The 24,943-nt window shown below is 38.1% G+C and carries 31 protein-coding genes; 24 read left to right on the forward strand and 7 right to left on the reverse strand.

Going from position 1 to position 24,943, the window contains the following annotated elements; all coding sequences use genetic code 11:
* Window positions 1-72 precede the first annotated feature (72 nt).
* The 9 genes from tnpA to rpsI all read left to right on the forward strand — a co-directional run bounded on the left by tnpA (window position 73) and on the right by rpsI (window position 6,757).
* The gene (tnpA, locus tag A6J31_RS09965; RefSeq protein ID WP_013990678.1) at window positions 73-546 is read left to right on the forward strand and encodes an IS200/IS605 family transposase; all 474 of its coding nucleotides are present in this window, start codon (window positions 73-75) and stop codon (window positions 544-546) included.
* A gap of 398 nt (window positions 547-944) precedes the next feature.
* Entirely contained in the window at window positions 945-2,621 is a 1,677-nt protein-coding gene (locus tag A6J31_RS09970; protein ID WP_004182169.1) for a hypothetical protein, read from the forward strand.
* 47 nt (window positions 2,622-2,668) lie between these two features.
* On the forward strand, window positions 2,669-3,412 hold the full coding sequence (gene rlmB / locus A6J31_RS09975) for a 23S rRNA (guanosine(2251)-2'-O)-methyltransferase RlmB (protein ID WP_080611089.1): 744 nt from the start codon (window positions 2,669-2,671) through the stop codon (window positions 3,410-3,412).
* 2 nt (window positions 3,413-3,414) lie between these two features.
* Window positions 3,415-3,930: an NYN domain-containing protein gene (locus A6J31_RS09980; RefSeq protein WP_002886370.1), complete on the forward strand. Its 516-nt coding sequence runs from the start codon at window positions 3,415-3,417 to the stop codon at window positions 3,928-3,930.
* Between the two features lie 8 nt (window positions 3,931-3,938).
* Window positions 3,939-4,799: a DegV family protein gene (locus tag A6J31_RS09985; protein ID WP_080611091.1), complete on the forward strand. Its 861-nt coding sequence runs from the start codon at window positions 3,939-3,941 to the stop codon at window positions 4,797-4,799.
* Between the two features lie 152 nt (window positions 4,800-4,951).
* The gene (locus A6J31_RS09990) at window positions 4,952-5,422 is read left to right on the forward strand and encodes a hypothetical protein (protein WP_080611093.1); all 471 of its coding nucleotides are present in this window, start codon (window positions 4,952-4,954) and stop codon (window positions 5,420-5,422) included.
* A 9-nt stretch (window positions 5,423-5,431) separates the two neighbouring features.
* Entirely contained in the window at window positions 5,432-5,632 is a 201-nt protein-coding gene (locus A6J31_RS09995) for a helix-turn-helix transcriptional regulator (RefSeq protein WP_002886373.1), read from the forward strand.
* Window positions 5,633-5,890: 258 nt separating this feature from the next.
* The gene (rplM, locus tag A6J31_RS10000) at window positions 5,891-6,337 is read left to right on the forward strand and encodes a 50S ribosomal protein L13 (protein ID WP_002886374.1); all 447 of its coding nucleotides are present in this window, start codon (window positions 5,891-5,893) and stop codon (window positions 6,335-6,337) included.
* Window positions 6,338-6,364: 27 nt separating this feature from the next.
* Window positions 6,365-6,757 (forward strand): 30S ribosomal protein S9, encoded by a 393-nt coding sequence (gene rpsI, locus A6J31_RS10005; RefSeq protein ID WP_002888293.1) that lies wholly within the window; start codon window positions 6,365-6,367, stop codon window positions 6,755-6,757.
* A 110-nt stretch (window positions 6,758-6,867) separates the two neighbouring features.
* Here the strand turns inward: rpsI and A6J31_RS10010 are convergent, their stop codons facing one another.
* The 5 genes from A6J31_RS10010 to A6J31_RS10030 all read right to left on the reverse strand — a co-directional run bounded on the left by A6J31_RS10010 (window position 6,868) and on the right by A6J31_RS10030 (window position 10,651).
* Entirely contained in the window at window positions 6,868-8,085 is a 1,218-nt protein-coding gene (locus A6J31_RS10010) for a tyrosine-type recombinase/integrase (RefSeq protein ID WP_045768738.1), read from the reverse strand.
* Window positions 8,086-8,155: 70 nt separating this feature from the next.
* Window positions 8,156-8,416 (reverse strand): helix-turn-helix domain-containing protein, encoded by a 261-nt coding sequence (locus A6J31_RS10015; protein ID WP_045768737.1) that lies wholly within the window; start codon window positions 8,414-8,416, stop codon window positions 8,156-8,158.
* A 59-nt stretch (window positions 8,417-8,475) separates the two neighbouring features.
* Window positions 8,476-9,504, reverse strand: coding sequence for a replication initiation factor domain-containing protein (locus A6J31_RS10020; protein ID WP_045768736.1), 1,029 nt, complete (start codon window positions 9,502-9,504; stop codon window positions 8,476-8,478).
* 2 nt (window positions 9,505-9,506) lie between these two features.
* Window positions 9,507-9,929, reverse strand: coding sequence for a hypothetical protein (locus A6J31_RS10025; protein WP_045768735.1), 423 nt, complete (start codon window positions 9,927-9,929; stop codon window positions 9,507-9,509).
* Window positions 9,930-10,207: 278 nt separating this feature from the next.
* Window positions 10,208-10,651, reverse strand: a complete 444-nt coding sequence (locus tag A6J31_RS10030; RefSeq protein WP_021144847.1) for a hypothetical protein — start codon at window positions 10,649-10,651, stop codon at window positions 10,208-10,210.
* 158 nt (window positions 10,652-10,809) lie between these two features.
* Between A6J31_RS10030 and A6J31_RS10035 the strand changes: the two genes are divergently transcribed.
* Entirely contained in the window at window positions 10,810-11,385 is a 576-nt protein-coding gene (locus tag A6J31_RS10035) for a helix-turn-helix domain-containing protein (protein ID WP_052699104.1), read from the forward strand.
* Between the two features lie 220 nt (window positions 11,386-11,605).
* Window positions 11,606-11,770 (forward strand): hypothetical protein, encoded by a 165-nt coding sequence (locus A6J31_RS11575; RefSeq protein ID WP_167546404.1) that lies wholly within the window; start codon window positions 11,606-11,608, stop codon window positions 11,768-11,770.
* 154 nt (window positions 11,771-11,924) lie between these two features.
* On the opposite strand, the gene A6J31_RS10040 is transcribed toward A6J31_RS11575, so the two are convergent.
* Window positions 11,925-13,295: an MFS transporter gene (locus A6J31_RS10040; protein ID WP_080611095.1), complete on the reverse strand. Its 1,371-nt coding sequence runs from the start codon at window positions 13,293-13,295 to the stop codon at window positions 11,925-11,927.
* Between the two features lie 40 nt (window positions 13,296-13,335).
* Window positions 13,336-13,461, reverse strand: a complete 126-nt coding sequence (locus tag A6J31_RS10045; protein WP_021144850.1) for a hypothetical protein — start codon at window positions 13,459-13,461, stop codon at window positions 13,336-13,338.
* A 102-nt stretch (window positions 13,462-13,563) separates the two neighbouring features.
* On the opposite strand from A6J31_RS10045, the gene A6J31_RS10050 reads away from it, so the two are divergent.
* From A6J31_RS10050 to grpE, 13 genes are all read left to right on the forward strand, one after another.
* On the forward strand, window positions 13,564-13,893 hold the full coding sequence (locus A6J31_RS10050; protein WP_080611097.1) for a winged helix-turn-helix transcriptional regulator: 330 nt from the start codon (window positions 13,564-13,566) through the stop codon (window positions 13,891-13,893).
* A gap of 805 nt (window positions 13,894-14,698) precedes the next feature.
* Window positions 14,699-15,280: a hypothetical protein gene (locus A6J31_RS10055; protein ID WP_049545170.1), complete on the forward strand. Its 582-nt coding sequence runs from the start codon at window positions 14,699-14,701 to the stop codon at window positions 15,278-15,280.
* 3 nt (window positions 15,281-15,283) lie between these two features.
* A complete protein-coding gene (locus tag A6J31_RS10060) occupies window positions 15,284-15,493 on the forward strand; it encodes a helix-turn-helix transcriptional regulator (RefSeq protein ID WP_002886384.1) in 210 nt (69 codons plus the stop codon).
* A 673-nt stretch (window positions 15,494-16,166) separates the two neighbouring features.
* Entirely contained in the window at window positions 16,167-16,586 is a 420-nt protein-coding gene (locus A6J31_RS10065) for an LPKTxAVK-anchored surface protein (RefSeq protein ID WP_049545169.1), read from the forward strand.
* Window positions 16,587-16,672: 86 nt separating this feature from the next.
* Window positions 16,673-17,509, forward strand: coding sequence for a class B sortase, LPKTxAVK-specific (srtB, locus tag A6J31_RS10070; RefSeq protein WP_049545168.1), 837 nt, complete (start codon window positions 16,673-16,675; stop codon window positions 17,507-17,509).
* Between the two features lie 165 nt (window positions 17,510-17,674).
* Window positions 17,675-18,892: a CapA family protein gene (locus A6J31_RS10075; RefSeq protein ID WP_037597324.1), complete on the forward strand. Its 1,218-nt coding sequence runs from the start codon at window positions 17,675-17,677 to the stop codon at window positions 18,890-18,892.
* Window positions 18,893-19,214: 322 nt separating this feature from the next.
* Window positions 19,215-19,481, forward strand: coding sequence for an ACT domain-containing protein (locus tag A6J31_RS10080; RefSeq protein ID WP_002886390.1), 267 nt, complete (start codon window positions 19,215-19,217; stop codon window positions 19,479-19,481).
* Window positions 19,482-19,498: 17 nt separating this feature from the next.
* The gene (locus A6J31_RS10085) at window positions 19,499-20,836 is read left to right on the forward strand and encodes a PFL family protein (RefSeq protein ID WP_002886391.1); all 1,338 of its coding nucleotides are present in this window, start codon (window positions 19,499-19,501) and stop codon (window positions 20,834-20,836) included.
* Between the two features lie 116 nt (window positions 20,837-20,952).
* On the forward strand, window positions 20,953-21,657 hold the full coding sequence (locus A6J31_RS10090) for a histidine phosphatase family protein (protein ID WP_080611099.1): 705 nt from the start codon (window positions 20,953-20,955) through the stop codon (window positions 21,655-21,657).
* Window positions 21,644-22,441 carry a M15 family metallopeptidase gene (locus tag A6J31_RS10095; RefSeq protein ID WP_080611100.1) on the forward strand — a complete coding sequence of 266 codons (798 nt, stop codon included), beginning with the start codon at window positions 21,644-21,646 and terminating at the stop codon, window positions 22,439-22,441. The genes A6J31_RS10090 and A6J31_RS10095 overlap by 14 nt, the downstream gene beginning before the upstream one ends.
* Entirely contained in the window at window positions 22,438-23,019 is a 582-nt protein-coding gene (locus A6J31_RS10100) for a glycoside hydrolase family 73 protein (protein ID WP_080611102.1), read from the forward strand. The genes A6J31_RS10095 and A6J31_RS10100 overlap by 4 nt, the downstream gene beginning before the upstream one ends.
* Window positions 23,020-23,211: 192 nt before the next feature.
* Window positions 23,212-24,246: a heat-inducible transcriptional repressor HrcA gene (hrcA, locus tag A6J31_RS10105; protein WP_080611104.1), complete on the forward strand. Its 1,035-nt coding sequence runs from the start codon at window positions 23,212-23,214 to the stop codon at window positions 24,244-24,246.
* A gap of 38 nt (window positions 24,247-24,284) precedes the next feature.
* A complete protein-coding gene (gene grpE, locus A6J31_RS10110; protein WP_080611106.1) occupies window positions 24,285-24,809 on the forward strand; it encodes a nucleotide exchange factor GrpE in 525 nt (174 codons plus the stop codon).
* Window positions 24,810-24,943 lie beyond the last annotated feature (134 nt).

Below are 24,943 nucleotides of genomic sequence, written 5' to 3' on the forward strand. Positions count from 1 at the left end.
AAAGTCCCCCTAAAGTGTTATATTAGATAAGGTTTCCCGACCACTAACTAATATACTAAAGGAGGACCCCTGATGAGACAGGATAATAATAGTTTAGCACATACTACATGGAATTGTAAGTATCATATTGTTTTCGCCCCAAAATATAGACGTCAGATAATCTATGGGAAATACAAAGCAAGTATTGGTCAAATCTTACGATTATTATGTGAAAGAAAAGGTGTTGAAATTCATGAAGCAGAAGCTTGCCCAGATCATATTCACATGTTAGTGAGTATACCACCGAAACTAAGTATTTCTTCATTTATGGGATATTTAAAGGGCAAAAGTAGCTTAATGATATTTGATCGACACGCAAATTTAAAGTATAAATATGGGAATCGCAAATTTTGGTGTCGAGGCTTTTATGTTGATACGGTTGGGCGAAATCAGAAGCGAATTGAAGAATATATTCGTAATCAATTACAAGAAGACGTGGTAGCAGATCAGCTTAGTCTGTTTGAGGAGTATGATCCGTTTACAGGTGAGAAGAATAAAAGAAAGTAATCTTAAAGAGACCCGCTAGACGGGTCAGCTAGCAAAGGTGGTGCTGAAGGGAAACCATTCGGTAGGCCTTTAGGCCTCGGCCGGTAGCAGAGGCTTTCAGCCGAAGAGCAAGCCACCCGTTCTCACGGGTGGTTTTGACTTAAAGGCTATAAAAATTGTAACAGTTAGCCAGAGTTTTAACATTTAGATTATTTGAGAATCAAAGTAATTCAGCGTCTTGATAATGAAAAATAAGATGAAACTAATATTTAGCACCTTGAAAATGAGAAAGTTAAGGGGTGTCTGACACGTGTAAAACCCCGATATTATAGCGTTTTTTAATAAAACTAATTTGACAGAAAGTAAAAAAAAAGTCTATAATATTAATAAATGAGGCCATCTAAAAAATGAGGAGGTGAATGGAAATAGCTAAGAAAAAAGTTTTCTATACAACTTTTGCTGCTTTGATTTTATCTAGCTTTACGCTTCAAACAGGTAAAGCAGATGAAGTTCAGGTAAAACCTGATGAAGCTAAAATAGATTATGTTAATAGTGAGGCACCGGCTCCAGTTGCTCCTCAGGCTGATTTTTCATCAGTAGGAGCTAAGGCAGAGCCAGCGAGTCAAGTAGGTTCAGTAGTGACCTCAACATCACTGATGGTTGTCTCTTCAAGTGAGACAGATGAGGGGCTTCTTGAGGTACATTCTCAAGTTGATATCGTGGAGACTAGCGTTTCTACGACGACACCTCATTCAGAAGAGGCTCGTGCCCAGGCTTTTGGTGAGGATCGATCAGTAGCGGCATCTGAACGAGGAGATGCAAACCCAACATCTGATTCTGAACAAGCAAAACCAAATATTGTGCTTACTTATGATAAGTCTCGTGAGGCTACAGCGACTGCAGAGTCTCAAGCTGTGACTTCAATGTATAAGAGTGAAAGCACCCTATATACATCTGAACTTGCTGGAAATACACATGCAGTTATTGAAAAATCAGAGTATTCTTCACTGGATTCTCATACGACATCTGTAAGTGCGACTCCTACTAGCCAAGCTATTGCAACTTCTGAAGTCGCTTCTGAGTCTGCAAGTACTGCAAGCTCTCTTGCATCTACGGCTCCAGAAACGAGTCAGTTAAATAATAATTCAGAAGATAGCTTAACTGTCCTTACGGTTGGCTGGAAAGATTCATCATCAACTTCTGAGGTCTTTAAAACTTCTGAAGTGGTTTCTATGTTGCAAAGTGAGAGTTTGACCTATTCGTCAGAGGTAACCTTTACGGATGGACTCATCTCAGAAATCTTAGCGACTCCAATCACTTCTGAAGTATATACCGTTGTTCCAAAACGAGACAGTACTGGAGCGCTTCTTGAAGATCAACCTGCTGTTACAGGGAATACAGATATTCTTTATTTAGCACGTGGTGAAATCTTTAACGTCAACTTTGATGTTAACAAGATGGAAGGTAAGAAGATTAAGGGCCTTAATCTAGTCCTTGATGGCAAACAAATTCATCATAGCTACTTTGTTGAAGGAACTCTGGATGAGGTCAATGCTGGTTTGAGTGCCTACCATTTGGCAGAGCAAACGACTGGTATTCATAAAATGACCTTTGAGTTGATTGATACGAATAACAATATTCATTACCTGACACAGACTTTTAGCGTCTTCAATGAAGGCGAGCGTCCAGTGACACCGGATAGTTACCGTAGGAATCAGTATTCATCAACAACGACAACAACGACTGTACCGGTTACTTATAATACCAGTGCAAATAGCTACACTGAAACCGCCAATCATATACAAGCTACGGCTGTCAATGAGTTGGCTGAGACAACTAGAGCGCTAACACAGCAATTGGCAGAACAAATTGCTGAGGTTTTGAGTGGTTGGTCTTCAGCGATTTCTGGAAATAGTTCAACAAGCACAGGTTCAATTGATATCTTCCAAGCAGCAGGTAAAACCATTACTCAAGCTGCGAGAAAGATTGCAGAATCAATCTCAGATCCAGATACAATTGGTAAGCAAGCTTTGGCTGCTGCAACTGTTGTTCTCGTTCTTCTAGTGCTTTACCTAGCAGCAATTACATTTATTTAACATGCTTTGCCCTCGTAAGAGGGCTTTTTTTATGATAGAATTAGCTTATGAAAACAACTAAAGAATTAAGTCTAGACATTGTTTATGGTGTGCATGCCGTAACAGAGAGTCTGGAAGCAAATACTGGAAATAAACTCTATATTCAAGATGATCTTCGAGGAAAAAATGTTGATGCCATTAAGGCCTTGGCAGCTGAAAAGAAGGTTTCCATCTTTTGGACACCTAAGAAAACCTTGTCTGATATGACAGGTGGAGCAGTGCATCAAGGTTTTGTTCTTCGTGTGTCAGAGTTCGCTTATTCTGAGCTCTCAGTTATTATGGATAAGGCTGAACAAGAGGAGAATCCTCTAGTCCTCATTTTAGATGGACTCAACGATCCTCATAACTTTGGATCTATCCTACGTACAGCTGATGCTACTCAGGTGACAGGAGTTATTATTCCTAAGCATCGTGCTGTGGGGGTAACACCTGTCGTTGCCAAGACATCAACAGGGGCAGTGGAACATATTCCCATTGCTCGAGTGACCAATCTTAGCCAAACTCTTGATAAACTTAAAGAAGCAGGCTTCTGGGTGTTTGGGACAGATATGGATGGCACACCATCTCATAAATGGAACACAGCTGGAAAGGTTGCCCTTATCATTGGTAATGAAGGTAAGGGAATCTCTGCTAACATCAAGAAACAAGTGGATGAGATGATTACTATTCCTATGAGTGGTCATGTGCAGAGCCTTAATGCCAGTGTGGCAGCTGCAGTTCTCATGTATGAAGTTTATCGAAACCGATTGTAACTATGAAAAAAAGAATACTTCTAGTTGATGGTTATAATATGATTGCCTTTTGGCAAGAAACCCGTCAACTCTTTAAGACCAATCAGCTTGATCAAGCTCGTGAAACCTTGCTTCGTAAGCTCAATCATTATGCTAACTTTGAACATATTGATATTATCTGTGTGTTTGATGCCCAGTTTGTTCCAGGGAGTCGTCAACGTTATGATCAATATCGTATCAGTGTTATTTTTACTGAGGAAGATGAGACAGCAGATAGCTATATTGAGCGCGCAGCGGCTGAGATGAATACTGTTCAAAATCTAGTTGAAGTAGCAACTAGTGACTTAAATGAACAGTGGGCTATCTTTTCACAAGGAGCTTTACGTGTTTCGGCGCGTGAGTTGGAAGAGCGTGTCAATACAGTAAAGTCTGACTTAGACAAGATGTCGGCACATATTGACTTAAAGACACCAAAACTACGTCCATGGGACGATGCACAATTAGGGAAATTACAGGACCTTTTAAATGAAATAGAATAGAGGGATATATGACATTTAACATTTTGACAGATTCTACAGCAGATCTAGATGAAAAATGGGCTCAGGAGAATAAGGTAGAGCTCGTTGGTTTGACCATCACGCTTGATGATATCGCCTATGAGACCGTTGGTCCTAACCGCTTAATGAGTGACCGTCTCTTAGAACGTATGCAAGAAGGCAGTCAGCCTACCACAAGCCAGGTGAATGTTGGTCAATTTGAAGAGGTTTTTCGCCGTCATGCTAAAAATGGTGATGCTCTTCTCTATATTGCCTTCTCATCAGTGCTTTCAGGTACTTATCAAAGTGCTGTTATGGCACGTGACATGATTTTGGATGAATACCCAGAAGCTATCATTGAGATTGTAGATACTCTGGCGGCAGCAGGTGGGGAAGGTTATCTTTCTATTTTGGCGGCAGCAGCTCGTGACCAAGGTAAGAGCTTATCTGAAACGAAAGCCATGATTGAGGAAATTCTGCCACGTTTACGGACCTATTTCTTAGTTGATGATCTCTACCATCTCATGCGTGGGGGTCGCCTTTCTAAGAGCTCAGCCATTATTGGTAGTTTGATTAATATCAAGCCCCTTCTTTGGCTGGACGCTTCAGGCAAGTTGGTTCCTCTGGCCAAAATCCGTGGACGTAAAAAAGCTATTAAAGAAATGGTCCTACAAGCTACCCAGGATATTGGACATAGCACAGTAATTGTCGCTTATGCCAATGATATTGAAGCGGCGGAGAATCTAAAAGAACAATTGTTAGCAGTTGACGGCATTGAGCAAGTTCTCATTATGCCACTTGGGCCAGTTATCTCTACCCACGTCGGACCAGATACCTTGGCCGTCTTTACGATTGGTAAAGAAGCTAGATAGAAAAAGTGTCAGATAGGATTTCCTATCTGATTTTTTGTTTTCTGAAATGATAGATTAATAGAATATAAAAAGATAACCTATACAAAATGAATGATATATTTGACATAGCGTAAAATAATATTATAATTAATCTAGAAAATGGAGGAAACAAAATGAAAAAGTCAAAGAAAAAAGTAGCTAGCACGATGGATGAACGTGCTCAGTTGATCAGCGGAGAATCTTCTGCTAGAGGTTATTGGGTAGCCATGCTTGGTATATTTGTAACGATTATGGTTGCTAGCAAGACACACTCCGTCGAATTAGTGCAGTCACTATTAATCATCACTTTCTTTGGTTCTATGTGCCTAGTATTAGTTCACAGCGTATCACGTAATGGACATCCATGGTTGCTAGACAAAAAACTTGAAAAGAAGATGCTCAGATTATCCTGGGTAATGTGTTTTTTTGGAATCTTTATATCGCTAATAGGCCTCTTAAGTCTATTTCAGTCGTTTAAGATAGGGAAGAATCTTATGAGTAGTGTGGCATTTTTGACATTGGGTTTGACCCTTATTTGCGACTGCTGGGTTATTATTAATAGAATCAAGAAGAACCGTTTGGAAGAACTAGAAGACGAAGAATAGGATTTTTGAATGAAAAATTTAAAAATGAAGTCAGCTCGTGTAGCAAAGGATCTCACTCAACAAGGTTTGGCAGATGCTATAGGAGTTTCTCGTCAGACCATCTCAGCTATTGAAAAAGGTGATTACAACCCAACTATAAATCTGTGTATTGCTATCTGCAAAACTCTGGACAAAACTTTAGACCAGCTTTTTTGGGAATCTGAGGATTAGTTTGTACTCTTTAGATGTTATTTAGGCATGAATTCTAGTCTTACACCTTATAAAATGAGAGACTAAAAAAATACAAAAAATACAAAAAATAAAAGAAAAACACCTCCAAATGACTTGCCTTGGACGTGTTTTTTTGATATTATGTTAAACGGTATTGTTTACCCCATTTGAAAGGCCCCGGAACCTTCCAAATACTTTTCGATGGGAAGGAACACCCATCACTCGTAAACAAAAATCGAACTATATATAGGAGAAATCATGAACAAAACAACATTTATGGCTAAACCAGGCCAAGTTGAACGTAAATGGTATGTCGTTGACGCAACTGATGTGCCACTTGGACGTCTTTCTGCAGTAGTTGCTAGCGTACTTCGCGGAAAAAACAAACCAACTTTCACACCACACACTGATACAGGTGACTTCGTAATCGTTATCAATGCTGAAAAAGTTAAATTGACTGGTAAAAAAGCAACTGATAAGATCTACTACACTCACTCAATGTACCCAGGTGGATTGAAACAAATCTCAGCAGGTGAACTTCGTTCTAAAAATGCTGTTCGTTTGATCGAAAAATCAGTTAAAGGTATGCTTCCACACAACACTCTTGGACGCGCACAAGGTATGAAATTGAAAGTCTTCGTTGGCGGTGAGCACACTCACGCTGCACAACAACCAGAAGTACTTGATATCTCAGGACTTATCTAATTCTAAGAGGAAAGGAGCACTAATATAATGGCACAAGCACAATATGCAGGTACAGGACGCCGTAAAAACGCCGTTGCACGCGTACGTTTGGTTCCAGGTACTGGTAAAATCACAGTTAACAAAAAAGATGTAGAAGAATACATCCCACACGCAGACCTTCGTCTCGTTATCAACCAACCTTTTGCAGTTACTTCAACTGAAGGTTCATACGACGTACACGTTAACGTTGTAGGTGGTGGATACGCTGGTCAATCAGGTGCGATCCGTCACGGTATCGCTCGTGCACTTCTTCAAGTAGATCCAGACTTCCGCGATTCATTGAAACGCGCTGGACTTCTTACTCGTGATGCACGTATGGTTGAACGTAAGAAACCAGGTCTTAAGAAAGCTCGTAAAGCTAGCCAGTTCTCAAAACGTTAAGAAACGGCTACAATACAGCATTTATCAACACTTCATGGTTCACACCATGGGGTGTTTTTTGATGTTTTTTTGGCAAAATTCACACCACTTTTCACACCAAATTCACACCATTACTTTTTAAGGTTACGGTAGGCAATTTCACCAACAGCCATTGGTATGACATTTGAAGTGTTGACATAGGTCTTAGTTGTGAGAGTATCGCTATGCGTTAGAGCTTCTGAAATGTCCTCTAGTGATGTGCCAAATTGTTTGGCAAGAGTTGCACCCGTATGACGTAATTTATGAGGTGTGGCGTGTGTTAGTTCCTTATGACGGCGTTCGACAGACTTCATCTTATTATTAAGATAATCAGCGTGTAAGGGACTATTAACATTCCCTTTTGTATCAATATAAGTAAAAACATACTGTTCATCAGATTGGATAATATTGAATTTTGCCAATTCCAATTTTTGTTGTTTTTTCCAAGCACAGAGTAAATCAGTTAGTTCAATAGGAATATGGAAAGTTGTCCTTTTATTTCCCTTAGTTGATTTTGGATTTTTATACTTGTCCAAGGCTTTCACTAACTGAATTTCTTGTTTCTTTAGGTTAATGTGTTTCCATTGCAAAGCGTAACTTTCGGATTTCCTATCTCCTAAGAAAAAAGTTGTATAGAATAACACATAATCTTTGAATAGGAGCTTGTCGTTTTCTAAATCTTCTTCAAAAGCGGTGAACCATGCTTGAAGTTCTGATTGTGACAGATATAAATCTTCATCATTTTTACTCTCTTGTAGTTTAATTTTTTTAGTTGCCTTAATACGGCTAATTGTTTTAGAGAGACGATTAGTTTCGATATATTCCAATTCCTCAGCCCAATCAAAAATAGAATTAACGTAACTTCTAATCACTTTAAAGTTTGCATATTCTTCTGCCTTTTGTGTTAAAAGGTTCAAGATAACCTGTTTATTTTGATTGAGAAAATCAATGGAATAATTACCAAGCAAGGGTAGGATATGTTTTCTAAAGACAATTTCGGTACCGTCAATAGTAGCTTGTGAAGGTGGTTTTGTGGTAGATGTTGTTTGACCTGCTTTATAGGACTCCCACCAAACATTGTGATAAAAATCGGAAAAGAGGATTGAGCCATTTGTTTCCAATGAGGTTGATTCTCCGCTTAAAATTTTATCAATCTTGTTTTGTAATTCAAGTTCGTATTTTTTAGCCTCACTCCTTAGTTTGAAACGTTTTTCAATCACTTTTTTATTAATTCCCAATGAGGATTTGACTTCTTCTGGGACATAGATACGTAAGCGATAAGTTCCGTTTTTAGTTTTTGTAATTGACATAGTATTCTCCTTTTTTGAATTGAGCTAGAAAAATACCGTGGCTTCATTATATCAGACCACGGTTAGAATGCTACTGATTTTGTAACCAGTAATTAAGTTCGGTTTTATCAAAGCGGACAGTTTTTCCAACTCGAATAACTGGTAATCCCTTTTTTATCCAAGAATCAAGCGTATTATTGGCAATTCCTAGATACTTACAAGCTTGTTGCTTGTTCAAGAATGGACTTTCAATGTTGTTACTATCCAATTTATTTTTTATTTCATTTTCTATAAGTCGGCTAATTAAAAGTTGTAGCTGATGAATTTGTTCGTCTGGTAAAATCACTTGCATAGCCTCTTTTGTCCTTTCATGATATAATGTTAGTAGTTATTATTTCTAAGGCGATTTGTTTACGGCAAGTCGTCTTTTTGTATGCCCCAAGTCCCGGAACTCTGGTGTTCACGGACATATTGGTCAATCTCCTTTTCATCGCTGTTAGTAAATTTCGATAGTCCCAATTTTAAGAGGTCTTGGAGAAATTGGTTAGCTTCTTCAAGTGTGGTTGCCTCGTACTTAGCCACATAGAGCTTGGCTAAGGTCTTTGAGACTTGTTTTTCCGTCCATTGTTCCGATTGTCTAAGTGTTGGCTTGGTGCGTTCAATACTCAATCGTGTTTTAGTTTCCGTCTGGAGGTAGTCCAGCCACCATTTAACAGGTTGACGTCTGCGTTTGTTGGTATCCCTGTCATTAGGTCTGACAAAGCGGTAGTGTCCGTTGATTGCCTCAAAGTAAATGGCTGTCAGAGGTCTTTTAAGAACTATTTGCTGGGCGATAATATTGGCTTTGCCTTGCCAACAACGGAGCTCCGCCCTGACCCAATCACTTATCTTATCAACAATCTTACCTTTGCCTGTTTGTTCCATGAGTTTGTTGTAAACACACCATTGCTGGCTTCCTCGTGCGCCTATGGTGACGGTCTCGCCAATCCGTTCCCCTGTTTCAAGGACTGACCGCTCGTGATAGTCCATGTGTTGGGCTCTGGTGATACACAAGCCCCGTTTACAGTAAGCATAGAGAGTTTGAACCGATAAGGCATTATCGTAGATGTCATTAGCAATATCAATTCGGGTAAAGTTAACCTGATAGCGGTAAAGGCGTGTGACTAGAGCTACCCAGTTGTTAGCGTTACCCGCCATAAATTCCTCATATTGGCGACAGCCTTGTCCTTTTAGTTCCAGATAGACCCCCATATTATCTAAGGCTTGGTTAAAGTAAACTTTGATGTCTGAACAGGCATAGTGGCGTTGATACTTATTTATTCCCCAAGCATTCAGTGCAAACTGGTCTTGGGGAATAAGGAGTATCTCTTCTAATACCTCCTCTGGTGAAACATCTTTAACGGTTACAGCGAAGTAGTCAATCCTTACGCTGTTGTCCATGCTTAGTCACCAGTCATTTTAAGGTCATTTGCCACTAGTTTTACACCAGACCAGTTGCTACGAGTCATGTTCCACATGAGACGGACTTGAGGATTGACGAGTTCAACGGTCTTATCAAGTAAACCGTCGTTTTCTGCCAGTTTAGTGATTTTGTCGAGGTTGTCATGAATTTCAAGCGTTATCGCTTTGAGTTCTTCAATGGCAATGTTCATTTCTTTTAACACTTTGATTTTATCCGCATCTTGAACGCTACAAACTAGTTTGGATGGTTCGTCTGTTCGGACTTGTTCGCCGTTTACCTCTTGATACTTATAACTCATACGAGCAGAAAGTACCACTACTTTTTTAGGAAGCATGAATTGACTTTTATCAAGGTTCAATTCGCCAAGTTTAAGTGTTGTGTCAGTTAGTGTTAAGTTTGTCATCATATTCTCCTTTGTGTTTTTTAAAGTAGTTATCTTTTCTAAACGTACGCAGAATTAGCTTTGAACCTTACTCTCCCAAGGGATTTCAGCGAAAACTTCAACTGATTGGTTTTAACCCCAGACGTATCAAGGGGTTAGCCCTACTTTCGTGTACGTTCGTACCCCCTATTAGTAGTGGGGCACTTATTTTAGTGGCAAGTCTCGCCCGTTTCAAGCCCCGACCGCCTTGTGGGCTACCGTGTTGACCACTCGCCCACAGCGTTGGTGCTGTACCGTGCTCACTTGCCAAAGAGTGTTCGCTTCTTAGGGTGTTCTAAGACCTCTATGCGCTTTTCCAGTGAGGTTTGGCGCAAGGTTAGAACTTGATTATCTCTGGTTAGTCCCTCAACCTGATTGTTCAGTTGAGACACTTGAACAGATAGTCCCTGTACTTGTTTAGTCAAGGGAACAGGTGAGGCACGGGTTGGCGGATAGACTTTGAGAATGGCTTTCTCTAGTCCCAGATTGCCTTTTAAATAGGCAATCTGTTGCAACTGCTCAATGTCACTATCAGTAAAGAGAGTAACCTTACTGTAAGAACGTTTGCCTGTTCGTACTCGGCTTTCTTCAAAGGTATGTCCTGTTAAGCGTTCAATCTTTAAGCGCCATTTCTTTAAAGTTGAGACAGAGTTCAAACCATTAACCAATTCAACCGTTTGGGGATAATCGTAAAAGCGTGTCATTTTAGCCTCCTTCCATTTACTCTCAAGGTAAAATATTATATAATCAAGAGGTAAACAATTATTTTACCTATCGATTGTTTTCATTATACAAAACATATTTTTACTCGTCAACTAAAAAGTAAAAAATAATTTTACCTAAATAGAAAGTGTGAAATCCAATGTCAGCTTTATATAACTATGCCAATGTCTTACGAGCGGGGGAGCTTGATATTAAATCTGCCCGTTTAAAAGCAGGAATGACCCAAAAGGAATTGGGAAAAATTCTAGGTGTAACTAAACAAACAATTATTAACTATGAAAAAGGCACTACCGAACCAAGTTGGGAGCGCCTAGAAGATATTGCGAAAGCTCTAAAAATAGATGTGGATGAACTCTTTCCTTATAGTGAGTTTGGAGAAAAAAAGGGGGATTTAAAGTGGGCAGAGCATTTGGAACGTTTGGCAAATGATTTTCAGTATGCTCGAATGGCAGAAGAAGAATTGCTGTTACAAAGTCTTTTTAATTACTCAAAATTTCAGCGAGAGGTAGAACAAAAAACTTATATGAAAGAGCAACTCAATCAAGCATTGGAATTGGAAAGTAACAATACTATGTCTGACGAGGATAAAATAGACCTCATTACTCTAAAATATGAAAAAGATATTCAGAAGAAAATCGACAATCTGATTGCGTTATATAAAGATCAATCAGACAAAGAACTTGATGCTATTCGATTTGAAAAGATAAATTTATAAAGAAATTACCTTGAAGCTGTTTTTTTGAGTTTTTTGAAACTCTTAGTAAGCAAGCTATAGGGCAGAGAGCAAAGAAATGTTTAGCTACTTATGGTAATTTTCAGAAATACAGCTAATAAAATCCATTAATTATATATCAAATACAATCTATACTACTTATCAGTTAGTAAAAGATTTAAAAGACTTGACTAGTGAAACGATTGCTAGCGAGGTTTAGGATATGAGTGAAGAGCTACTCAAAAGAGATATTGCAATTGATAGTAGCCTAGTTCATTATGATGACGGTTTTCTTTTGGGAAGTTTAATCAATATTGAGGATAGCCAAGGAACACGACGAGTGTTATCTAATTTATCATATGAACTAACGCTTATGCATTTTTCATAGTTTCATCAAGGTTATAAGGTAGTTGGTATTTTACAATCTTTGCGACAAAAGTAATTGAGTTATTTATCAAGCAAATTATGATGATTGGAGTAATTGTGCTGAGAAATAATATAAAACGCAATCAACTTTTAAATTGATTGCGTTCTGTTTAGTTTTATTCTTTTCCATAAAGGTAACGACTAGCAATTAACCAAGTAGCAATATACATTATCACGTTAACCAAAAATGCGACAACGATGACTATATTCCAATCATGGGATAAATTAGTAGTTACAATCCCCATAATTGTTGTACCAAAAAGTCCACCAATCTGTTTGTTTGCGTTTAGAGTTGCACCAGCAATTCCAGATAATTCTTGACCAGCAGCTTCCATAAGAATGGTTGTAGTTGCTGGAGTTAACACCCCGATACCTAGACTCATTAAAGAAAATAAAGGAATTAGGATGTATAGTTGAATTTCATGAAAAAGAACTCCAATTCCAAAAATTCCTGCTGCTCCTACAATGGCAAAAATAATTGAGACAGTAGCGAGGCTTCCCACGGAAAATCGTTTTACAGCACGTGCGTAAAATAAATTACCAATAATTAAGACAATCATTCCTGGTAGAATGAGGAGTCCAGAAACCATTGAGGAAAGGTTTAAATAAGTTTGAAAATAGAGTCCTAGCACCAAAACAATGCCATATAGTGAAATGTTAACTACTAAACCTAATAGATTAGAGACAATAAACTTAGCATTTTTTAATAGTTGGTGGGGAACAATAGGTGCTTTACTTTTTTTATCGTGGACTACTAAACCAATAGCAAATAATATAAATAGGAGAAGAAACAATAAAAGATTTGAGTTACTATAACCATATTGATTCCCTTCAACAAGGTAAATAACTAGACTTCCGATAGTTGTAACCAGAAATATATTACTAAAGATGTCAATTCTGGTCTTTAGATTGGCAATATTATTTTTCACGAGAAGTAATATTGAAATTACTGTCAAAATTCCAAATGGAATATTGACCAAGAAAATACCCCTCCATCCGAAGTAGTTAATAATTAGTCCACCAATAAAAGAACCAGTACCGGTTGCAACAGAAATAATTGCTGTCCAGATTCCTAACATACGTGCTCTTTTAGTAGAATCGGGGTATGAAATGAATAAAAGTGCTAATGAACTTGGCATGAACAAAGAAGCACCGAAACCTTGAATGAATCTAAGTATAATTAATGTTTCAATATTTGGTGAAAAAGAGCACCCTAACGAGGCAAGTGTAAAAATTATCATTCCAATTAATAAAATTCTTTTAGCACCATATTTTGTTGTTAAATTTCCTGAAAGTAGGAGCAAAGACCCTAAAGCTAGTGTATAGGCATTAATAATCCAAATGGATTGCTCTAATGAGACGCTCATAGCTGTTTCAATATGAGGCACTGCAAGAACAACTCCAGTTGTATCTAGGACCGCCATAATGTATCCTAGCGAAAGAATAAAAAGTAGATAAGCTGGTGCTTTTGTATTTGTTTTTTTCATCAAGCTTCCTCCGTTATTTCATCAAACCAATTTTCATTTATCAATCAAAAGCAATATGTTTAACTTTCTGAAAATATTTTACTTGAGTATATCCAGTACCAAAGTATCTTCCATCAGGACTACCGAGAATATCTTCAATACGGTCAAACTTAGTTATAATATCCATAGGAATTTCTCCCTTCAAGTGATATAATTAACTTATCATGTAATTATTTATGAAACAAGAAGGGAAAAAAAGTATAGTAACTATCAAAAAAGGAGGAAACGAATGGAGACTTGCAAGATGCAACCTTTGAAAAAAACAATTTGTCCAGCAAGAAGGGTCTTGAATTTACTAAAGGGTAAATTTACTCTTGAGATTTTATCTGAAATTATTGATGGTAATATACATTATGGTAGTCTTCTGCGTAGTGTAGAAGGTATTAATCCTAGAATATTAGCGCAACGGTTACATGATTTCGAGCAAGAAGGCATTTTATCAAGAAAAGTTTTACCGACATCGCCTCCACAGGTTGAATATAAAATGACAAAGAAAGGTATTGCTCTAAGAAGTATCGTTGAAGAAATGAAAAAATGGGAGCAAACTTATAGTAATTAGGTTGAATTTACATAATTTATTACTAATATTCTTCCTATAAATAGAAATTGTAATTCTGAAAGATTTGGTAACCTTGTTAATCAAGGCAATGTAAAACACTAGTTCAAATGTGTGACTAGTGTTTTTTGGCTCTATAATTTTTGTTGTGGGTAAGACCATAGGTAAAAACAGGCAAAATAAAAAATCATCAAAATAGTGGTGTGAACTTTTTGGTAAAATCTAGCTCAATTCGTGTATTTTTAGGGCAAAATTCACACCATTCAATTGAAAGTTACTCAAATTAGACGAAATATTTCTTTCTGAAAACGTGGGTAAACATTGATATTAAGCATACATTGAAATTCATTCAAATACGAGATGTTCCAACCAGGTCTTAAGAAAACTCGTAAAGCTTCACAATTCTCAAAACGTTAATTCGTTGCTGGGAAGCACAATACAAACGAAAATACTTTGCAACTTGCAAGGTGTTTTTTTGTATGAGAACTGGCGGTACACAATTAGGCTAGCTCTAGCGACTTTAGTCGCATAGAGATATGCTATGCATAGTTGCCCCAAGAAAATAAGCGAAGTGACATTTGATTGGATGGCAACCACTGCACTCAAAACGTTAATCAATACGATTATATCAACGTTTCAACGTACTCACAGGTTTGCCCTAGGGGTGCTTTTTTGTATAGATTTCTGAAAAATTGTTCAAAATCTTACTAGAGTTTTGTCTTCATCTTGAAATTCTTACAACAATGTGATATATTTATAACAGATAAGGTGTGATGTATTTATAACACGACGAAAAGAGGTGACGAAAATGACAATGTCGAAGAACTTAAAGATAATCCTTTATATCGCTAGCGTGCTTATTGTTGTATGTTTAGTTTTATTGCTTGGGAATCACCTACCGATTCTAGCAAAAGGTGCTATTATGACGATGTCTTGGCTTCCTACGTATTTGGCTTGTACGATGCTATCGGTCCTCTCAAAATCAACCTATCAAAAGAAAGAGAAAAATATGTTTGGGATTACTGCAAAATTATATACAGTGCTTGTATTTCTCTCGTCCTCGATTTATACTATTGGAGTTTGGCTTCTAACTCCTGGTTCTTTGATTAAGAATATAATGTTAGGAATTGGATTAAGTGTTCAGTTGTTATTAATGTTTTACTTCTTATTCAAGAGAATTAATGAAGAACCCGATGAACGATTTTATAGAAATATTGCAAAGTCCTCTTCCATTTTGTTTACAATAGCAATCTTTATATTATTGGGAATTGCAACCTTGATAGCCGTCTGTAAAGTTTTTGTTTTGAATGCTGGATTTCTTTATATTTTGGTGGCTTTTTTACTCTTATTATTTGCCATTACTTACTTTATCACTGAAAAAAGGGGATGAAATATGGCGAAAGAAAGTAAAATAAAGACTAACTTGAAAGAAGTAAGGGAAGCTTATGGGATGACTCAACAAGATTTAGCAGATCAAGTAGGAATACGGAGAGAAACGATTGTTCATTTAGAAAATAATCGCTACAACCCTTCGTTGGAAATGGCTTTAAAAATAGCACAAGTCTTTAATAAACAAGTGGAAGAACTATTTCGTCTGAAATAAGAGAAGTAAAACAATCCAATTGATTTGTGTATCAGTTTTTTGGGAACTCGTTATTCTGAAGTGAGGTATTGGTAAGAGGGAGTGTTTTCAAAGGAATTTTCTTGACTTCACCTTAGTTAAAACGCTTTCAAAAATAAGATAATAGTTTATTTTTCAAGCATTTTAACCCAATAATAGAACTTTTTAGGCCAAAATGCTTTCAAAAACGCTAATGTTTCTCTAATCTATTCAATTTTGAGGTCTTGTATATTATGTATTTATCATCCAAAAATACCAGAAAATAAGTAGGTGCGATAATTTGAAAGTTGATATTGTTCTATACCTCAAATAACTTAGATTTGGTCATTTTATAGGACTCTTCTAGCCATTGTTTTTTATGATAACGAATGTATATTTTACAAATTATGCTTTTATATATGATTTAAATTTGTATTTAAACTTAGTAGAGGACATAATAAATTACCTAAAATAACATTAAAATTAAAAATGATTAATTATTACTATTTGGTAACACGCTTCAAAAACCCTTTGTTTGTAGGAATTGTAGGATATATTAAAAATTTAAAAAAGTTTTTAAAAATTGTTGACATATCTCTAAATAGTGTTATAATCTATAGATGTCAGGGAGGTCCTGATACTAAATATATAATAATCCATTAGAGGAGAAACAATTATGAAAAAAGTATTGCTTACATCAGCTGCAGTTCTTGCAGTATTCGCCGCAGCAGCTCCTGCATTCGCTAACAACGAAGGTAACGTTCACACAGGAAACCTTGATAACAAAACAGAAGTAACTGGTAAAGACTTCTTCTCAAACGAGACTGATGGTCTTACTCAAGCTGCTAAAGATGGTCTTAACAACGTTGACGCAGATTCAACTAAACAAAAATTTGAAGATGCTGGTGAACACATCGAACCAAAACGTGATGCTAACGGAAACATCATCAAAGACGAATTTGTAGTTACTGATAAAGCTAACGCTAACAAAGACGCTAAAGAAGAAGCTAAAGCTGTTAAAGCTGCAGAACAAAAAGCTCCAGCAGCAGCAAAAGCTGACGCTAAAGCTCTTCCAAACACAGCAGCTGTTAAATAATTAACTGCTATTGCTAAAAAGAATATCACTGGGGCTAGTGCTTCGGTGATATTTTTCTATGGATAAAGAAAAGGATTTGACATTTCATGAGTAATCATAACCGTAAATCTACTGGATCTCGTAAAAAACTGATTGCTGGGATTTCGGCCTTAGTCATTGCTGCTTTGGCTGTCTTCCTTGGCTTCCAGTTTATGTCTCCAACAGCATCATCCTCTAATGGTGTTAAGAGTGTTTTAACGACTAAAAAAGCAAACACTTATAAAGTTTCAGATGAGGAGAAAGCCTACCTCAAAAATAAATTTGATGGTCTTGAGGCAACAAACCCTGATACTATCGCTTATGTCTATGCACCAGGGACTAAATTGGATGAGCCGGTTGTTCAAACAACGGACAATTCAACCTATTTAGATAAAACATTCGATGGAGGAAACGTTCCATATTTGGGAACTGTCTTCATGGATACAGACAATAAGAAAGATTTCAGCGATCGTTTGACTTGGCTCTTCGGTCATGCTCGAGGAAGTAAGGTTGCTGATAGTCGTATGTTCAACGACGTTAACTACTATAGTGATCAGTCATTCTTTGACAAACACAAATATGTTGTTATTGAGACACCTCAACGTAAGTACTATTACGAAGCACTTGCTATGGTAATTGTGCCTGAAGACACAGCTTTCTATCGTACATCATTTGAAAGCGATAAAGACTTTAAACAACAGTTGGATATTATCTATGATCAAGCAAGTGTTAAAAACAAGGATTTGAAGGTTAGTGCTTCAGATAAATACCTTGTTCTTTCGACTTGTCGTGAGGAAGACGAAACAATTCGTGCCAATCTCTACTTACGTCAAATTCCAGACTCTGAAATGTCTGATTTTGTAGCTAAACACGGTAAAGATTTGGAATACACACCAACACGCTAATCATTAACAAAACTCTACTTCATACTGAAGTAGAGTTTTTATCTTGTCTAAGAAAACTGATCTTTTCAATCGTCGTGGAATTGAGATGTAACCGTTTATTAATCTTTTTTATCATCAATGGATAAGTTTTTTTGGTACACTAGAAGTATGAAAAAGGAGAGTATTATGAAACAGAGCCAGGCTAAAAAGCGTGACAATGCGATGACTAATAAGATTTTGATGGGGTTAATTGCTCTTGTCTTAGGTTTGCTTTTTCTTGAGATTTTAATTGTTCATAGTAAGAACGAACAGCAAAAGAATGCCTCGAACCAGGTACAGACAGCACGTATCATGGCCAATGGGGACTTGCTCTATCATGACGGTCTCTATATGAGTGCCCTACAGGCAGACGGTAGCTATGATTTTACGGAGAATTTTACTTATGTGAAGCCGTGGTTAAAACAGGCTGATTTGGTTTTGGGTGATTTTGAGGGAACGATCAATCCTGACTATCCCTTGTCGGGTTATCCTCTGTTTAATGCTCCTCAGTCAGTGACCGCAGCTATTAAGGATGCTGGCTATGATGTTATGGATTTGGCTCATAATCATATCTTGGATTCTGGTTTAGAGGGAGCTTTTACAACAGCTGATGCTTTTAAAGAGGTGGGCATTGATCCTGTTGGTGTTTATGAAAAGCCGGTGCGTGATAAGGCACCACTCCTCATCAAGAATGTTAATGGTATCAAGGTTGCAATACTTTCCTATGCTTATGGTTACAATGGCCTAGAGTCGAACTTGACGGATAAAGAGGTTGCAGACCACTTATCGAATTTGGATGAAAAACGTATGAAAGCTGAGATTCAGCGTGCAGAAAAAGAAGCAGATATCACGGTTATCATGCCTCAGATGGGTGTTGAATATCGTTTGGAACCGACAGATGAACAGGTCAAACTCTATCATAAGATGATTGATTGGGGTGCCGATATTATCTTTGGAGGTCATCCTCATGTGGTTGAGCCTTCTGAGGTGGTTAAAAAGGATGGACAGCAAAAACTCATTATTTACTCAATGGGGAATTTCATCTCTAACCAGCGCATAGAGACTATGGATGGTGTGGATAGTGCAGAGTGGACAGAGAGGGGTGTCTTAATGGATGTCACTCTTGAGAAAAAGAATGGTCAAACCACGATTAAGACAGCTCAAGCACATCCGACTTGGGTTAACCGTACGCCTAAAGGAACAACTTCGCCAGAGGGGTATCCTTTGTATACTTACCAAACTTATATTTTAGAGGATTTCATTAAAGGTGGTAAATATAGAAATAAACTAGATGAAGAAACCAAAGAGCGTATAGATACTGCTTATAAAGAAATGAATGCCCATGTTAATTTAAAATGGAAATAAAGCTAAGATATCGCCTGAATTTGGCGATATTTTTTTGTTTATCGACAAGTTACCCACAGACTTATCCACAGGTGTGGAAAAGTCTGTTGATAGTGTTGAATCTTGATTTTTCAAGGTTTTATAAGAAAGATATTATTTAGGTTGTGAACAAGTTTATCCACAAGTAGTTGGGGCAAAGAGAGGATATTTTCATAAACGATATTAGTTAAATTCCTCGGAAACATTCGTCTTTTTCAAGAAAAAATATGCAAATTTCATAAAAAATAGCATTTTTAATCAAAATATGCTAAAATTATACAAAATAAAATGATGGAGGCTTCTCATGAAAGCGATTATTACAGTTGTAGGTAAGGACAAATCAGGTATTGTTGCGGGTGTTGCGACTAAGGTGGCAGAACTTGGTTTGAATATTGATGATATTTCTCAAACAGTTCTTGATGAATTCTTTACCATGATGGCGGTTGTATCATCAGAAGACAAACAAGATTTTACACACCTACGTGCTGAATTGGAAGCCTTTGGTGAGTCATTGAACGTTAAAATCAACATCCAAAGTTCAGCAATTTTTGATGCTATGCATAACTTGTAAGATAGGAGTAGCTTAAAATGGATATTAAACAGGTCACAGAAACCATTGCCATGATTGAGGAGCAGAACTTTGATGTTCGTACCATTACCATGGGGATTTCACTCCTAGACTGTATCGATTCAGATATCGATAAGGCGGCAGAAAAAGTCTATAACAAGATTGTATCTAAGGCTAAAAATTTGGTAGCTGTTGGTGACGAAATTGCGGCTGAACTTGGTATTCCGATTGTTAATAAACGTGTGTCTGTTACTCCGATTTCAATCATCGGTGCGGCAACAGATGCAACAGACTACGTACCTTTTGCGAAGGCGTTAGACCGAGCAGCTAAGGAAATCGGCGTTAACTTTATTGGTGGTTTCTCTGCACTCGTTCAAAAGGGCTATCAAAAAGGTGATGAGATTCTTATTAATTCTATTCCACGTGCGCTTGCAGAGACTGATTTTGTCTGCTCATCTGTCAACATCGGTTCAACAAAGACTGGTATTAACATGACAGCAGTACGTGACATGGGACGTATCATCAAAGAGGCTTCTGAGGCAGATCCAATGGGCCCAGGTAAATTGGTGGTCTTTGCTAATGCGGTTGAAGATAATCCATTTATGGCAGGTGCCTTCCACGGTGTTGGTGAGGCTGATGTTGTAATCAATGTTGGGGTTTCAGGTCCTGGTGTTGTGCAACGTGCAGTTGAGAAAGTTCCAGGCGAAAGTTTCGATGTTCTAGCTGAAACAGTTAAGAAGACCGCTTTCAAAATCACACGTGTTGGTCAGTTGGTTGGTCAAATGGCCAGCGAACGCCTTGGTGTCGAGTTCGGTATTGTAGATTTGTCTCTTGCGCCAACACCAGCAGTTGGTGATTCAGTAGCCCGTGTACTTGAAGCGATGGGTCTTGAAGTTGTTGGTACGCATGGTACTACTGCAGCTCTAGCCCTTCTTAACGACCAAGTTAAAAAAGGTGGTATCATGGCATGTAACCAAGTTGGTGGTTTGTCAGGTGCCTTTATTCCAGTTTCTGAAGATGAAGGTATGATTGCGGCGGTTCAGTCTGGTCATATCAACCTTGAAAAATTGGAAGCCATGACAGCTATCTGTTCTGTTGGTCTAGACATGATTGCTATTCCTGCTGATACGCCAGATACAACAATCGCGGCCATGATTGCTGATGAGGCGGCTATCGGTGTCATTAACCAGAAAACAACAGCTGTTCGTATCATTCCTTATGGTAAGGAAGGTGATATGTTGGAACTTGGAGGTCTTCTTGGTTATGCACCAGTAATGAAAGTAAACAAGGCTTCATCGGCTGACTTCATTGCACGTGGTGGTCAAATCCCAGCTCCTGTTCACAGCTTTAAAAACTAAGCGGATGTTAAATGCTTTGCCAATTGGTAAGGCATTTTCTGATGGTCTCGCTGGCTAGATAGTCGAGGGGATTTGTGCTATAATGAATTCAAAAAATGACGGAAAGAAGGGGTGCTATGAGTAAGGTTAAGTTGTATATTGCGAGACACGGCAAAACGATGTTTAACACCATTGGTCGTGCACAAGGTTGGTCTGATAGCCCTTTGACCCCGTTCGGTGAAGAAGGTATTCGTGAATTGGGGGTAGGTCTGAAAGCAGCAGGTATCCCTTTCAAGGCCGCATATTCTAGTGATTCAGGTCGAACGATTCAAACTATGGATATCATTTTACGTGAGACGGGTTTAGAAACTATTCCTTATAAACGTGACAAACGTATTCGTGAGTGGTGTTTTGGTAGTTTAGATGGTGGCTATGACGGTGAACTTTTCTATGGTGTGCTACCGAGAACAGATGCTTTTCAAGGTAAAGATTTGCATGAGGTAACTTATCCTGAGCTTGCACAGGGTATCCTTGATGTGGATACGGCTGGTTGGGCAGAGCCTTGGGAAGTGCTCAGAAAACGTATTTTAGAGGGGTTCACAGCTATTGCAGAAAATCTTGAGAGGTCTGGTGGCGGTAATGCTATCGTCGTTAGTCACGGTATGACCATTGCAACCTTTGCTTGGTTAATTGATCCTTCTGTTGAGCATCCTTCATTGGACAATGGTTCGGTTACTGTTGTTGCTTATGAAAATGGTAAATTTACATTAGAAGCACTTGGCGATATGACCTATCGTCAGGTTGGGCGAGAGATAATAGAAAAAGAAAATGGTAAAAAATAACTATCCAAGTCGCCGTCAGGCGAAAAAGCAAACCAACTGGTTTTTGGTTATCAGCAGTGTCTTGATTGCAGTTCTTTTAGTTGCAGCAGGACTTTATTCAGTATTTGGTGTCAGTCGTACAGTCCAACAAACTAATGGATCGTCAGTAACAAAAAGTAGTAAACAAGCTACCGATGCGACTCAAAGCAAGGATGCAAAGGGACTACCTGATGTATCGCCTAAAGACTGGCAATTGCTTTTGGTAAATCGAGATAATAAGTCTAAAGAACTTAACCCTGAGATTGCTGATGTCGATGGTGTTTCTGTAGATGCAAGAATTGCTAAGAACGTTAAGGAGTTTTTAGCAGCTGCTCAAGAAATTGATCCAAGTTATCACTTGATATCAGGTTATCGTAGTGTTACTTATCAGACAGAACTTTATAACAGTTACGTTCAGCAGGAAATGGCTGCTGACCCAAGTTTGACGGAGTCTCAGGCGGAGAAAAAGGTTCAAACCTATTCACAACCACCAGGAGCGAGTGAACACCAAACAGGTCTTGCGATTGATATGAGTACTGTAGATAGCTTAAATGAAGCAGATCCAGATACAGTAGCTAAAGTCAAAGAGTTGGCGCCGAAATATGGCTTTGTTCTTCGTTTTCCAGATGGTAAAACATCGTCAACGGGTGTAGGTTATGAGGATTGGCATTTCCGCTATGTTGGTAAAGAGTCAGCAGAGTATATGACTGAACATAATCTTACTTTGGAGGAGTATTTGGCATTATTAAAGGAGAAAGCTAAGTGAGACGACGTTTTAAACTAAAAGCCTTCATTACCTTAGTTGTTGTTTTTGCTTTAGGTATTCTCTTACCTTTGATTCTTCATGCCTCTACAGATGATAATGCTCGTTCGGTAAAGGTTGCTTACACACAGCAAGAATTTATTGAGACCTTAGCTCCAACAGCTCAAAAGATGTCTAAAAACTATGGTGTACCTGCGTCTATTCTCCTTAGTCAAGCTGCATATGAGTCGAATTATGGTAGCAGTCTTTTATCTGTTAAATATCATAACATCTACAGTCTCCCTGCTCAGCCAGGTCAAGAACGTATTCGTTTAAAGGATAGTATCTACAGTAAAGGGAAGTGGCAATACCAAAAGGTGGATTTTGCAGTTTTTAAGGATTGGTCAAGTTCTATGATGACTTATTTAGAAGAACTTCGCCAAGGAACATGGGGCGAATCGACCTATAAAGAGGTGGCAGGAACGACTAGTTATAAAGTTGCGGCAGAAAAACTACAAGCTGCGGGTTTTAGCAGTGATCCGGGTTATGCCAAACACCTCATATCTATTATTGAGACCTATCATTTGTCAAAATATGATTGATAAGATTAGAGTGCCTCTGAGGTGCTCTTTTTTTGCTTTTCTAGGTCTTAAGATGTATTTTTAGCACTCTTACAAAAAGAGTGCTAAATTTTTGGTTTTTTGGGTTGACATGTTCAAGTTTAGGTGTATAATAGAATCATAAGTTAGCAGTCGATGTATTAGAGTGCTAATAAATAGAAATGAGGTGACATCGTGATTACGCAAAGGCAAAACACTATTTTGAATTTGATAGTTGAGATGTTCACTCGTACACATGAACCGGTTGGTTCTAAAGCATTACAAGAATCAATTGATTCGAGTTCAGCGACCATTCGTAATGACATGGCCAAGCTTGAAAAGATGGGCTATCTTGAAAAAGCTCATACTTCTAGTGGACGTATGCCAAGCCGAGCAGGTTTCCAGTATTTCGTCGCTAATTCTTTGAATCTTGATACGATTGATGAACAAGATGTTTATCAAGTGGTCAAGGCCTTTGATTTTGAAGCCTTTAAACTTGAAGATATCTTGGATGCAGCGGCGAAGCTGCTGGCAGAAATGACAGGATGTACAGCAGTGATTCAAGATGTGGAGCCGACACGACAACGTCTGACTGGATTTGACATTGTTCATCTATCCAATCACGACGCTTTAGCGGTTCTTACTCTAGATGAATCTAAGCCTGTGACAGTTCAATTTGCTATTCCAAAAAATTTCTTGTCTAGTGATTTGGAAATTCTTCATAAGCTTGTTCAAGAACGTTTTTTGGGAAACACTGTCTTAGATATCCATTACCGATTGAGAACTGAGATTCCTCAGATTGTGCAAAAGTATTTCAAAATAACAGATAATGTTCTAGATTTGTTTGATTATATCTTTTCACAACTTTTTAAGGAATTGATTTTCATCGAAGGTAAGGTTGCATCACTGACTTATGCCGACTTAAAAACCTATCAATTTTTGGACAATCCACAACATGTGGCACTTGAGCTTCGATCAGCTATCTCCGATGATGAAGTGACCAAGATTTCGGTTGCAGAATCAACTGAAGAAGCGCTTGAAAATGTCACAGTTATGAGTCATAAATTCCTGATTCCTTATCGTGGGATGGCACTCATGCATGTGATTGGCCCAATTGAAATGGATTATCGTCGCATGGTTAGTTTGGTCAATGTTATTAGTAGAGTTTTGGTTATGAAGTTGACGGATTATTACCGTTACCTCAATAGTAACCATTATGAAGTTAGCTAAGATATAACATTTAAAAAGTATAGAAAGAGGTGTATGCCTTGACTGAAGATATTAAAAAAGAAGAAGTGAAAGAAGAGGAAGCTACGGAGACAACTGAAGAAGTTGTAGAGGAAGTAAGCGAACCTTCTGAACTTGAAGAAGTCCAAGCGCGTGCCGAAGAATTTGAAAACAAATACCTTCGTGCCCATGCAGAAATGCAAAACATTCAGCGACGTGCAAATGAAGAACGTCAACAATTGCAAAAGTATCGTAGCCAAGATTTGGCAAAAGCGATTTTGCCATCACTTGATAACCTTGAACGTGCTCTTGCCGTTGAGGGCTTGACTGATGATGTCAAAAAAGGCTTGGAAATGGTGCAAGAAAGTTTAGTGCATGCTCTTAAAGAGGAAGGAATTGAAGAAATTCCAGCTGATGGTGATTTCGATCATAACTTCCACATGGCAATTCAAACAATGCCTGCAGATGATGAACATCCAGCAGACACGATTGCACAAGTTTTCCAAAAAGGGTATAAACTCCACGAACGCGTCTTACGCCCAGCTATGGTAGTTGTATACAACTAGGATACAAAGTCCGTAAAAGCTCACAGTAAAAATAGGAGATTGACGAAGTGTTCGATGAACACAAGGAAATCTATCTTTTTTACCCAGAGCTTAGGGCGTGTTCAACTAGGCAATTCTGACGGTTGCTGAAGCAA

Origin of the sequence: Streptococcus sp. FDAARGOS_192 (assembly GCF_002073815.2) — a bacterium.
GTDB classification, from domain to species: Bacteria; Bacillota; Bacilli; order Lactobacillales; family Streptococcaceae; genus Streptococcus; species Streptococcus salivarius_H.